Genomic DNA, 11,804 nt, shown 5'->3' on the forward strand with positions numbered 1-11,804 from the left:
GACACGACGGAGGGAGATGCCGATGCGCCTGCCGATCGCCCTGGCCGGGGCCGCGCTGCTGGGAAGCGCCGCCCTGTGGTGGATGCACGACACGGGGGCTCTGCTGCCCGATTCGGTGGCCGTCTCGGCGGCCCAGGTGGCGGAGGGGCGCGCGATTTATGCCCGCAACTGCGCCGTCTGCCACGGTGCCGACCTGGAAGGCGCGCCCGACTGGCGGCCGACCCTGGCCGGCGTCGCGCCACCGCCTCATACCGCGGACGGGCCGGCGGCCCGGCGCGGCGACGCCTTCCTGCTGGCCGTGGTGCGCGAGGGCAGCGCCACCGTCCACGGCGACCGCAACCGCGACGGCATGCCGGGGTTCTCCGGCCTGCTCGACAACCGCCAGATCCACAGCGTCGTCGCCTTCCTCAAGACCCGTTGGCCGGAAGGCGAGGCGGCGGTGCGGGAAGCGGCGGCGGGCGGTCGCGCCGGGGTGCGGTAGCCGCGGCCTCCCCCTCGTGCTAAGGTCCCGGCTGGGGACAAGGCCTTGGGGGGAACCATGGCGACAGACCAGCCACCGCACGGCGGCCGAACCGGCGGCCTGACGTTCCGCGTCAACATCGCCACGGTGTTCACGGCATTGGTGCTCTGCATCTGCGGCACCATCATCGCCTATACCTACGACCGCCACAGCGACGCCGTGCTCGACCAGGCCGGCACGGTCATCGAAAGCGCCGCCGACGCCGCCATCCGCCATACCGGCGGCATGCTGCAGCCGCTCGGCTCGGCGGTGTCCGCCCTGGCGGCACTCGGCGCGGCCGATCCGGAGCTGGCCCGCGACCCTGCCGTCTTCCCGGTCCTGCTGCGCGTGCTGCGCGAGCATCCGCAGCTGCAGAGCGTCTACTTCGCCTTCGAGGACGGCCGCTTCCTGCAGGCTTTCGCGGTGCCGCCCGACGTGCGGCGCTACGGACCCAACGACACGCCGACCCATCCCGAGGTGGCTTATGCCGTCCGCGTTCTCGACCGCGGCGGCGCCGCGCCGGTCGACCGCTGGTCCTACCTGACCGCCGACGGCACGGAACTGCTGGCCGAAGACGCCCGCGAGGTGACCTACGACGCCCGCAACCGCGATTGGTACAAGGCGGTGAAGGCGCGGGCGGAGGCGGGCGACGACGGCGTGATGTGGACGGACGTGGTGATCTTCACCAGTTCCCGCCTGCCGGGCGTCGCGCCGGCGGTCCCCATGGTGGACGACGAGGGCCGCTTCCTCGGCGCCGCGGCGGCCAACATCACGCTCGAAAGCCTGTCCGGCTTCCTGCAGACCCTGGTACCGCAAAGCTCCGGCGCGGCCTTCGTGCTGGACGGCGATCAGCGGCTCATCGCCTTCCCCGACGCCAGCCGCACCGTGCGCCAGCTCGGCACGACGGTGGAGCTGGTGCCGGCGGACCAGCTGGAGGAGGTGTGGCTCGCCGAGGCGGTGCGGCACCATCAGGGCGAGACGGGGCGCGGCCGCTACGAATTCACCCTCGGCGGCAGCCACTACATGGCCGCCTTCCTGCCCTTCCCCGAAGGCGTCGGCGGCGAGTGGACCATGGCCGTGGTGGTGCCGACGGACGACTTCGTCGGCAGCCTGAAGGACACCACGCGCGAGATCATCATCCTGTCGGTGGCGGTGACGCTGATCGGCATGGTGCTCATCGGCCTGTTCTCCCAGTGGATCAGCCGGCCGCTGCGCCAGATGGTGGCCGAGTTCGACCGCATCATCCGCTTCGACATGGACAACGGCCGCGTCCTGCGCAGCAACGTGCAGGAGATCAACCAGCTCGCCGGCGCCCTGGTGACCCTGCGCACGGCGCTGCAGATCTTCGGCCGCTACGTGCCGAAGGAACTGGTGCGCGACCTCATCGCCTCCGGCCAGCCCATCGCGCTGGGTGGGCAGTCGCGCCACGTCACCATCCTGTTCTCCGACATCGCCGGCTTCACCCAGCTGTCGGAGCGCATGCCGACGCGCGAACTGATGCTGCTGGTGTCGGACCATCTGGCGGCCGTCGCCCAGGCGGTGCTGGAGACCGAGGGCACCATCGACAAGTACATCGGCGATTCGGTCATGGCCTTCTGGGGCGCGCCGGTGCCCGACGACGACCACGCCGCCAACGCCTGCCTCGCCGCCCTGCTGGCCCAGGCGCGGCTGGCCGAGGTCAACCGGCGGGCGGCGGAGGAGGGGCGGCCGGTGCTGCAGACCCGCATCGGCCTGCATGCCGATTCCGTCATGGTCGGCAACATCGGCTCCATGGAGCGCATGAGCTACACGGTCATGGGCGACGGCGCCAACGTGGCGGCGCGCCTGGAAGGTGCCAACAAGGTCTACGGCACCGGCATCCTGGCGAGCCACGCCGTCTTCCGCGACGCCGGCGAGCGCTTCCTGTTCCGCCCGCTCGATCTGGTGGCGGTGAAGGGGCGGCGGGAGCCGGTGCGCATCTACGAGCTCATGGGCGCCCACGATCCGCGCCGCCCCGACGTGGCCGCGACGGCCGAGCAGCGTGCCCTCGCCGCGCTGACGGAAGCGGGCTTCTACGCCTACATGGAACGCCAGTGGGACGCGGCGGAAGCCGCCTACCGCGAGATCGAGGCCCGCTTCCCCACCGACCCGCTGCCGGCCATGTTCCTCACCCGCATCGCCCTGTGGCGCACCACACCCCCGCCCGAGGGCTGGACCGGTGTGCATGAGCTGACGACGAAGTAGGGGGGGCGTCGGGCTGGACACGAACTGGCCAGGGTGATTTTTGCGTTGCATTTCAATGTGTTGTCATGGCCGGGCTCGACCCGGCCATCCACGGCTCCCCTGCCGGCGGCCGTGGAAGGCGATGCCGTGACGGCCGCCGTCGTGCACGCCGTGGATGGCCGGCTCGGGGGCCGGCCATGACAGTTCTTCTGGCAGGGTGCCGTAGAGCGCCCCGCGCCCCGCGTCGCCCCCGGCCCGGCCTTACGGCTGGAACGTCACCGTTTCCACCGCGCGCGCCACCTTGGCGTCGGCCCAGCGCACCGGGTCGGTGGGCGGGGCGTCGGGGCTGGTGATGGTGGTGCCGGTGCCCGGCGTGTCGAGGACCACCGTGCCGGCGCGGGTGGTCACTTCCACCACGCCGGAAAGGATGAACACGCCCCAGGCGCCGTCGATCTGGCCGCCCCACACGTCGGTGCCGCGGATGCCGATGGTGGCGACCGGGGTGACGATGGTCGTGCCTTCCTTATGGTGCAGGGCGCCCGACAGCAGGCGGAACGGCCCGTCGACGGCGAGGCGCAGGAGCGAGCCGTCCTCCGGCGCACCGACGGTCAGTTCGTCCACCGTCAGGCGGGTGTTCTCGCCGAGCGTCAGCGAGCCCTCGTCGAGCAGCGCCACCTGCAGCCGCGACGCCTCGCCGGTCGCCACTTCGTCGCGCCACGCCACCGGGTCGCTCGGGCCGAGCGGCGTGGCGCCGCCGGTGCGCACCGCCTGCACGTCGCCTTGGGCGCGCGAGACGATGCCGACGGGGCGCGGCGCCTCGCCGCCGGCGGGCGGCGCGGCCAGGGCGGGCGCGGCGGCGGTGAGGGTGGCGAGAAACAGGGCGGCGGCGGTACGGCGCATCGGCGGAGAGTCCTCGGTCGGCGGCGGGTCGGTCTGATGCTCCTACATGGGGAGCCTAGACGGCAATGGTAAGGTACGCCGCCGCCGCCGTCGCCGGATCAGGAGCGGTACCGCAGATAGGCGACCTGGGCCCGGCCGTAGGTGCGCTGGTCGTCGAGGGTGAAACCGTCCGGCACCACCATCTCGCGCCCCGTCGGCATCTCCACCACCACCACCGCCGCGGGGGCGATCCAGCCCTGTGCCGCCAGCGCAGTCAGCGCCGGGGTTTCGAGGCCGCTGGCATAGGGCGGGTCCATGAGCACGAGGCGGCAGGCCTCAGGCGCCGGCGGCGGGCGCACCGCGTCGCCGCGCACGATGGAGACCTTGCGGGCGGCGCCCAGCGCCTCGACGTTGGCGTGCAGCAGACGCAGGGAGTCGGGGCTGGCGTCGATGAAGGTGACGTGCGCCGCCCCACGCGACAGCGCCTCGAGCCCGAGGGCGCCGGTGCCCGCGAAGGCGTCCAGCACGCGGGCACCGTGCAGGGTGAAGTCGTCGGCGTCCCAGCGGTGGGCGAGGGTGTTGAACACGGCCTCGCGCGTGCGGTCGGAGGTCGGACGCACGTCGCGACCCTCCGGCGCCTCCAGCTTACGGCCGCGCCAGGTTCCGGCGACGATGCGCATCAGCCGCGGCCCCCGCGCGCTCCACCGGGACGACCCGCGCCGCCGCTGCCGCCGCGTCCGCCCGCACCACCACGGCCGCCCGCGCCGCTGCGGGCGCCACCGCCGCCGGCACCGCCGGAGCGCTGCGGCTTGCCGGGCGCGTCGGGACGGCGGTCGGCGGAGGGTTTGGCCTGGGCCTTGGCGGCACCGGGGCGCAGGCGCTTCTTCGGCTTGGCGACGGCGGTGCCGCCGGCGTGGCCCTCGCCCTTGGGCTTGGCCTTCTTCTGGCCGCCCAGCTGCTCGCGCAGCACCTTGGCCGGCACTTCGTCGAGGTCGCCGCGCTCCAGCAGGCCCAGGTGGAACGGGCCGTAGGAGACGCGCAGCAGGCGGGTCACCGTATAGCCCAGATGCTCCATCACGCGGCGCACCTCGCGGTTCTTGCCCTCGGTCAGCGCCACGGTCACCCAGGCGTTGGCCCCGGTCTGGCGGTCGAGCGTCGCGGTGATGGGACCGTAGTGGACGCCTTCGATGGTGACGCCCTTCTCCAGCGTCGCCAGCACCTCGGGCTTCACGTAGCCGTGGACGCGCACGCGGTAGCGGCGCACCCAGCCGTTGGACGGGTGTTCCAGCTTGCGCGCCAGCTCGCCGTCGTTGGTGAGCAGCAGCAGGCCTTCGGAATTGATGTCGAGGCGCCCGACGGAAATGACGCGCGGCAGGCGGTCGGCCACCTTCTCGAAGACGGTGGGGCGGCCTTCCGGGTCCTTGTGCGTGGTCAGCACGCCGGCCGGCTTGTGGTAGCGCCACAGGCGGGCGGGCTCGGGCGGCAGCACGGGCTTGCCGTCGACGGTGATCTGCTCGTCGCCGGTCACCAGCGTCGCCGGCGTGTCCACCACGTGGCCGTCGACCTTGACGCGGCGCTCGGCGATGAGCTTCTCGGCGTCGCGGCGCGAGGCGATGCCGGCGCGGGCGAGATACTTGGCGAGGCGGTCGCCCTTGGCGCCGGAGGCGCCAGCGTCGGCCGGGGTGATGTCGTCGGGCTGGTCGGTCATGCGCTGCAGGCCTTCACGAAGGCCGCAAGGATCGCATCGTCGGCCGGGCTGATGGAATACTCGGGGTGCCACTGCACGCCGAGGCAGAACGGATGGGCGGGGTCTTCGACGCCCTCGATGACGCCGTCGGGCGCCACCGCATTGACCACGAGGCCCGCTGGCACCGCCTTCACCGCCTGATGGTGGGCGGAATTGACGGGGAACTGCGCCTGCCCGGTCACCCGGTGCAGCAGGGTTCCTTCCGTCACCACGACTTCGTGGCCGGGCTCGGTGCGTGGGTTGGGCTGCTCGTGGGCGAGCGCCGTCTCCACCTCGTCGGGGATGTGCTGGATGAGCGTCGAGCCCAGAATCACCGCCAGCAACTGCTGGCCGCCGCAAATGCCGAGGATGGGCATGCCGCGGGCGTGGGCGCCCTTGCAGATCGCCAGCTCGAAAGCGGTGCGGCCTTCCTTCAGCGTCACCGTGCCGTGCCGTTCGGTGGCCCCGAACAGCGTCGGGTCGACGTCGAAGGCGCCGCCGGCGATGAGCAGGCCGTCGATCATGGAAAGGTACTGCTCGGCCCGGTCGGCGTGATGCGGCAGGAGGATCGGCGTCCCCCCTGCCTTCACGACGGCTTCGCAGTAGTTCTGGCGCAGGGCATACCACGGCAGCGCGGAATAGCCGCCGCCGTTTTCGCTGTCGAGCGGGATGCCGATCACGGGTCGTTTCGTCATGGCCCCTTACTTACGCCTGAGGCGGCGGGGGCGCAATGGGCGAGCGTGTCCGGCGCGGCGCCCCTTGACGGCGTCGGGGCGCCGCCGCACCCTCGCGCCATGACCGCGCCCAACCCCTTCATGTCCGCCGCCTTCGCCGAGGCCGAAGCCGCCGCCGCCCGCGGCGAGGTGCCCATCGGTGCCGTGGTGGTGGAGGCGGCGACCGGCCGCATCCTGGCCGCCGCCGGCAACCGCACGGAAGCCGACGCCGACCCGACGGCGCATGCCGAACTGCTGGCGATCCGGGCCGCCTGCGCCCTGCGCGGCGACCCGCGGCTGCCCGACTGCGATCTTTATGTGACGCTGGAGCCGTGCCCCATGTGCGCCACGGCCATCAGCTTCGCCCGCGTCCGCCGGCTCTACTTCGCCGCCTACGACCCCAAGGGCGGCGGCGTCGAGCACGGCCCGCGGCTCTACGAGCAGCCCACCTGCCACCACCGGCCGGAGGTCTACGGCGGCATCGGCGAAAGCCGCGCGGCGGATCTGCTGCGCGGCTTCTTCCGCGAGCGGCGGTAACGGGGCGCGACCGCCCCGATCCCTTACCGCACGCCGCTCTGGCGGTTGTACTGCAGCTGCTCCGGCGTCAGCTGGAGGCCGAGGTAGATCTCCAGGCCCTCCAGGCTTTCGCCCGGCCGGCGCGGCAGGGTGAGGGTGACGGGGGCGTCGGCGACGCGCATGCGCGGGGTCACCGGGTCGGGGAACTGGAAGGTCACGCCGAACACTTCCTTCGCCGCCGGGCTCGGGTAGTAGCTCGGGATGGCGACGAAGTACTGGAAGCTGCCGTCCGCCGTGCCGTTGCCGGCGGCCGGGCCCTTCTCCACGGTGAAGCCGGGCACCAGCGCCAGCACCACCTGGTCTTCTTCATAGACGCAGTCGCCCTGGTAGCCGGCGAGGTCCACCTTGTGCAGCATGTCGGTGATGTCGCGACCCTCGCCCTGGAAGGTGACGGCCTGCGCGGTCATGCGGTCGATGCGCACCTGCGGGCACGGCGGCGGCGTCTCTTTCTCCAGCGACAGGCCGGAACACGCCGCCAGCACGGGCAGGGCGAGGGCGGCGCAGGCGAGGCGGCGGACGGTGCGGGCAGGACTGGCGGACATGACGGCTCCCGGAAAGGGCGATGGCGCGCGCGAAGGGCGCGCCGGAGACAGGGCTTCAGAGATACTTGCTCGCCGCCGTCACGGCAACCGCCATCGCCGCACGGGCGCCCTGCGCGCCCAAGACCTTTCGGTGACCGGCCGCATCTGCTATTGCATGGATCGGCCGGACGCCCTTCATGGCGCCTCGCGCGTTACATCGCGCCGCCCGCTTTTTCCCGGAACCACCGGACAGTTGCTTACATGACCGAGACGATCCAGTTCCTGCCCCCGCTCACCCTCGTGCTCGCCGGCCCGCGCGGCTTCTGCGCCGGAGTCGATCGCGCCATCCAGATCGTGGAACGGGCGCTGCAGAAGTACGGGGCGCCGGTCTACGTGCGGCACGAAATCGTCCACAACAAGTTCGTGGTCGACAGTCTGAAGGCCAAGGGCGCCGTCTTCGTGGAAGACCTGGCCGAGGTGCCCGACGACGCGCCGGTCATCTTCTCCGCCCACGGCGTGCCCAAGGCGGTGCCGGCGGAAGCCACGCGCCGCGGCCTCACCTACCTGGACGCCACCTGCCCGCTGGTGAGCAAGGTGCATACCGAGGCCGAGCGCCACGCCGCCGACGGCCGCCAGATCATCCTCATCGGCCACGCCAACCATCCCGAGGTCATCGGCACCATGGGCCAGGTGCCCGAGGGCCGCATGATCCTGGTCGAGGACCTGGCGCAGGCCGAGACGGTGCAGCCCGCCGACCCCGAGAACCTCGCCTTCGTCACCCAGACCACCCTGTCGGTGGACGAGACGGCGACCATCGTCGCCGTGCTGCGCCGCCGCTTCCCCGCCATCCAGGGGCCGCGCAAGGAAGACATCTGCTACGCCACCACCAACCGCCAGGCGGCGGTGCGCGCCATGGCGCGGCGGGTGGACGCGGTGCTGGTGCTCGGCGCGCCCAACAGCTCCAACAGCCGCCGTCTGGTGGAAGTGGCCAAGGGCGAGGGCTGCGACCGGGCCGTCCTGGTGCAGCGCGCCGCCGACATCGACTGGGCGCAGCTCGACGGTGTGCGCCGTCTCGGCATCACCGCCGGGGCCAGCGCGCCCGAGGTGCTGGTGGAGGAGGTGGTCGAGGCCGCCCGCCGCCGCCACACGGTGACGGTGGAGCACGCCTCGGTGACCGAGGAAACCATCACCTTCAAGCTGCCGCGCGCGCTCAGCGCCTGACGCGGCCGGCTTTACGAACCGACAGACGAAGAAGAAGGACCGCGGGGACCGCATGGCCGTCTACACCGACGTATCGGACGAGGATCTGGCGGCGTTCGTCGCGCAGTACGACATCGGCACCGTCGAAAGCTGCAAGGGCATCGCCGAGGGGGTGGAGAACTCCAACTACCTCCTGCAGACCGAGCGCGGCCCGTTCATCCTGACGCTCTATGAAAAGCGCGTCGATCCGAACGATCTGCCGTTCTTCCTCGGCCTGATGGACCACCTGGCGGCGCGCGGCGTGAAGTGCCCGACGCCCATCCACGGCCGCGACGGCCGGGCGCTGCGGGAGCTGTGCGGCCGCCCCGCCGCCATCACCGGCTTCCTGCGCGGCATGTGGCCGAAGCGCATCCTGCCCTACCACACGGGGGAACTGGGCAAGGCCATGGCGGAGATGCACACCGCCGCCGCCGACTTCGCCCTGCGCCGCCCCAACAACCTGTCCGTCGCCGGCTGGCGGCCGCTGTTCGACCGTTGCGCCGAGGCCGCCGACACGGTGCAGCCCGGCCTGCGCGACACCATCGCCCGCGAGCTGGACGTGCTGGAGGCCCGCTGGCCGCACGACCTGCCGACCGGCGTCATCCACGCCGACCTGTTCCCCGACAACGTCTTCTTCCTGGGCGAGCGGTGCTCGGGCCTCATCGACTTCTACTTCGCCTGCACCGACGCCTTCGCTTACGACATCGCCATCTGCCTCAACGCCTGGTGCTTCGAGGCTGACTGGTCGTTCAACGTCACCAAGGCGCGCATGATGCTGGCGGCCTACCGCAAGGTGCGGCCGTTCTCGCAGGCGGAATACGACGCGCTGCCCGTCCTGTGCCGCGGTGCCGCCATGCGCTTCCTGCTCACCCGCCTGTACGACTGGGTGAACACGCCCGAGGGCGCGCTGGTGAAGCGCAAGGACCCGGTCGAGTACCTGCGCAAGCTGACCTTCCACCAGACGGTGCCCGGCGCCGGCGCCTACGGCCTCGACCCGGTGGTGGCGGCATGAGCGGCGAGACCGAGGCGGGCGAACCGCGCGTCGAGCTGTACACCGACGGTGCCTGCTCGGGCAATCCCGGGCCGGGCGGCTGGGGGGCCATTCTGCGCTACAAGGGGCAGGAGAAGGAACTGTCGGGCGGCGAGGCCCAGACGACCAACAACCGCATGGAGATGATGGCCGTCATCGAGGGCCTGGGGGCCCTGACGCGCCCGGTCGCCATCGACGTCTATACCGACAGCCGCTACGTGATGGACGGCATCACCAAGTGGATCCACGGCTGGAAGAAGAACGGCTGGAAGACCGCCGACAAGAAACCGGTGAAGAACGCCGAGCTGTGGCAGCAGCTCGACGAGGCCCGCCGCCGCCACGACGTCACCTTCCACTGGGTGAAGGGCCACGCCGGCCACCCGGAGAACGAGCGCGCTGACGAACTGGCGCGCCGGGCCATCAAGACACTGGCCGACGGCTGAGGTCCTGTAGCGCCGCCGACGCCGCCGCTCAGTCGGCGTCGGTGCGCCGCCGCAGCCCGTCCGCTTCCACGAACCCCGTCACGCCCTCGGCCGTCAGCACGCGCGCCCACTTGCCGTCGGGCGACAGCTCGTTGACCAGTACGGTGGCGCCCTTGTCGAGGGTGGCCGAGGCGCGATAGGCGACGCTCGGCCCGGTGCGTACGGCCAGGTGCTCGGCGGCGATGACGTTCAGGCGCCCCACTTCCGGCCGCAGCACGCCCGGCCGGGTGACCGCCTCGCGCACCGGCGGCAGCGTCGCCGGCAGGGGAGAGGGGGCGAACAGCGCGCCGAGGCCGGGGCCGGCGACGCTCGCCGCCACGATCAGCGCGCCGAGCGGCAGCAGCTGCACCGGCGCCGCCCAGCCGGGGCTCTTCCAGCGGTCGCGCAGGCGCCGGGTGCCGCGCGGGATGCGGCCGAGCAGATGCTCCACCTCCCGCCGGTCGGCGCCGTCGCGCACGAAATCATAGGCCTGTTCGGCACAGCCACGCGCCAGTTCCGGCTCGTGGCGGGCGAGGAAGGCGCGCGCCTGGCTCACCAGCAGGGTGCGGTTGGCATCGGCCGGCATCTCGCCGCCGCGCAGGTTGATCCACAGGGCGCGCATCGTCTCCACCGGGCCGCGCGGCACCGCCCACCATCCCTGCAGGAGCGTCGCATAGCTGGCGGCGACGGCGGTGACCTGGGCGCAGCGGCGGCAGAACACGCCCTCGACGGGGGTGACGACGGCGCGGCGCAGGCGACCGACGACGCGGCGGAAGATCAGGTGGCGCGGCTGCGCCGTCACCTTGCCGCAGCGGCCGCAGGCGCACAGCGGCTCGGCGCCGGCCGCCGCCGTATGGGTCCGGGTTCCGTGCGGGCGGGGCGGCGGTGGCGGCGGTGGCGGCGGTGGGGCCTGCTTCGCCTGTCCTTGTCCCTGGCGCTGCGGCCCCGACTCCCCCTGGGCCTTGGCGCCGGAGGTATAGGCGGCATGCACCCGCGCGGCGAGCCGGTCGTAGGCGGCGCGGCGGCGTGGGTCGCTCAACACCTGATAGGCCTCGTTGAGCCGCGCGAAGGCTTCGGTCGCGTGGTCCGACGGGTTGTGGTCGGGGTGCAGTTCCTTGGCGCGCGTGCGGTAGGCCGTCTTCAGCGAAGCGAGGTCGGCGTCCGGCGCCACGCCGAGGATGCGGTAGAACCCCTTGGGGTCGGCCACGGTGCGGCTCACGATGGGGGCTCCGTCACAGGGGCGCGAGCTGCGCGAGCAGCGCCGGGTTGTCCCAGCGCGGCCGCCGCTCTTCCATGACCACCGTGTGCCCGATGCCGCCGGGGCCGGGCGCCGGCGCGGTCACCGCGACGCGCAGCCAGCGCGGCAGCAGCTCGTTGGCGAGGTCGCCGAGTATGAGCGTGGCGGTCGCCTCCGGCCGGCCCGGCGGCACGGCGGCCAGGTACTCCGGCAGCGCCGTGGTGTCGAGCACGGCGCGGTCGGGCACGCAGCGCACGACCAGCCCGCCGCCGTCGGGCAGCGTGGCGGTCAGGGTGACCATATAGTCGAGGGCCGGTTCCGGATTGTCGGCCAGGCGCAGGAGCGCCCGGCGCGGTGCCGGATCCGCCACGGGAAGAGCGTCGCGACTCATGGCGCAGACGGTAGGCTCCGGCGGTTCATAACCCGTTAACGATGGCCCGCCTGTTGAAAGTCGGCAAGGGGGACGCATTTTTCCGGTTGACGCGGTCCGGTCGGGCGACTAGAAAGCGGACCTCCGGCGGCGACGTCGGATCAGCCGGAACGCATCGAGCTTCAGGCCGCCGTGAACGGATCACACCGCCACGGCCCACTTCGGTTTCTCCCTCGGGGGTGCTGAAGAGGCGATGAAAAAACCGGTTGACAGGGTGGCCGGCCCCGAGTAGAAACCGGCCTCCTTCAGCGGGGCGGAGCAAGTCTCCAAGTCGCTGAAAGAAAAGAGAAA

General features: G+C 72.2%; 13 protein-coding genes. 6 read left to right on the forward strand and 7 right to left on the reverse strand.

Annotation, left to right across the window (positions count from 1 at the left end):
• The first annotated feature begins 22 nt into the window (after window positions 1–22).
• Window positions 23–481, forward strand: coding sequence for a c-type cytochrome (locus tag CRP50_RS20070; protein ID WP_176525273.1), 459 nt, complete (start codon window positions 23–25; stop codon window positions 479–481).
• A gap of 57 nt (window positions 482–538) precedes the next feature.
• The gene (locus CRP50_RS20075; RefSeq protein WP_097280972.1) at window positions 539–2,722 is read left to right on the forward strand and encodes an adenylate/guanylate cyclase domain-containing protein; all 2,184 of its coding nucleotides are present in this window, start codon (window positions 539–541) and stop codon (window positions 2,720–2,722) included.
• Between the two features lie 240 nt (window positions 2,723–2,962).
• Here CRP50_RS20075 and CRP50_RS20080 read toward each other — a convergent pair whose 3' ends face one another.
• The 4 genes from CRP50_RS20080 to CRP50_RS20095 form a co-directional block, all read right to left on the reverse strand.
• Window positions 2,963–3,601 (reverse strand): FecR domain-containing protein, encoded by a 639-nt coding sequence (locus CRP50_RS20080; protein ID WP_097280973.1) that lies wholly within the window; start codon window positions 3,599–3,601, stop codon window positions 2,963–2,965.
• A 98-nt stretch (window positions 3,602–3,699) separates the two neighbouring features.
• Entirely contained in the window at window positions 3,700–4,260 is a 561-nt protein-coding gene (gene rsmD / locus CRP50_RS20085; RefSeq protein ID WP_097280974.1) for a 16S rRNA (guanine(966)-N(2))-methyltransferase RsmD, read from the reverse strand.
• Window positions 4,260–5,288: a pseudouridine synthase gene (locus tag CRP50_RS20090; RefSeq protein WP_097280975.1), complete on the reverse strand. Its 1,029-nt coding sequence runs from the start codon at window positions 5,286–5,288 to the stop codon at window positions 4,260–4,262. Before CRP50_RS20090 ends, rsmD begins: the two co-directional genes overlap by 1 nt.
• Complete coding sequence (locus CRP50_RS20095; RefSeq protein WP_097280976.1) at window positions 5,285–6,001, reverse strand: gamma-glutamyl-gamma-aminobutyrate hydrolase family protein; 717 nt, start codon at window positions 5,999–6,001, stop codon at window positions 5,285–5,287. Before CRP50_RS20095 ends, CRP50_RS20090 begins: the two co-directional genes overlap by 4 nt.
• A gap of 99 nt (window positions 6,002–6,100) precedes the next feature.
• Here CRP50_RS20095 and CRP50_RS20100 point away from each other — a divergent pair, with 99 nt between their 5' ends.
• Entirely contained in the window at window positions 6,101–6,556 is a 456-nt protein-coding gene (locus CRP50_RS20100) for a nucleoside deaminase (RefSeq protein ID WP_245913558.1), read from the forward strand.
• Window positions 6,557–6,579: 23 nt separating this feature from the next.
• On the opposite strand, the gene CRP50_RS20105 is transcribed toward CRP50_RS20100, so the two are convergent.
• A complete protein-coding gene (locus CRP50_RS20105) occupies window positions 6,580–7,137 on the reverse strand; it encodes a hypothetical protein (RefSeq protein ID WP_097280977.1) in 558 nt (185 codons plus the stop codon).
• A gap of 240 nt (window positions 7,138–7,377) precedes the next feature.
• Between CRP50_RS20105 and ispH the strand changes: the two genes are divergently transcribed.
• From ispH to rnhA, 3 genes are read left to right on the forward strand one after another with little or no spacing between them, the layout of a single operon-like run.
• Window positions 7,378–8,337, forward strand: a complete 960-nt coding sequence (ispH, locus tag CRP50_RS20110; RefSeq protein ID WP_097280978.1) for a 4-hydroxy-3-methylbut-2-enyl diphosphate reductase — start codon at window positions 7,378–7,380, stop codon at window positions 8,335–8,337.
• 52 nt (window positions 8,338–8,389) lie between these two features.
• On the forward strand, window positions 8,390–9,367 hold the full coding sequence (locus CRP50_RS20115; protein ID WP_097280979.1) for a homoserine kinase: 978 nt from the start codon (window positions 8,390–8,392) through the stop codon (window positions 9,365–9,367).
• Entirely contained in the window at window positions 9,364–9,828 is a 465-nt protein-coding gene (gene rnhA, locus CRP50_RS20120; protein WP_097280980.1) for a ribonuclease HI, read from the forward strand. The genes CRP50_RS20115 and rnhA overlap by 4 nt, the downstream gene beginning before the upstream one ends.
• Window positions 9,829–9,856: 28 nt before the next feature.
• Here rnhA and CRP50_RS25270 read toward each other — a convergent pair whose 3' ends face one another.
• Window positions 9,857–11,065 (reverse strand): DnaJ domain-containing protein, encoded by a 1,209-nt coding sequence (locus CRP50_RS25270; RefSeq protein WP_245913565.1) that lies wholly within the window; start codon window positions 11,063–11,065, stop codon window positions 9,857–9,859.
• Between the two features lie 13 nt (window positions 11,066–11,078).
• A complete protein-coding gene (locus CRP50_RS20130; protein ID WP_097280981.1) occupies window positions 11,079–11,474 on the reverse strand; it encodes a hypothetical protein in 396 nt (131 codons plus the stop codon).
• Window positions 11,475–11,804: the final 330 nt, after the last annotated feature.

It is taken from the genome of Caenispirillum bisanense (assembly GCF_900230255.1).
Lineage (GTDB): Bacteria > Pseudomonadota > Alphaproteobacteria > Rhodospirillales > Rhodospirillaceae > Caenispirillum > Caenispirillum bisanense_A.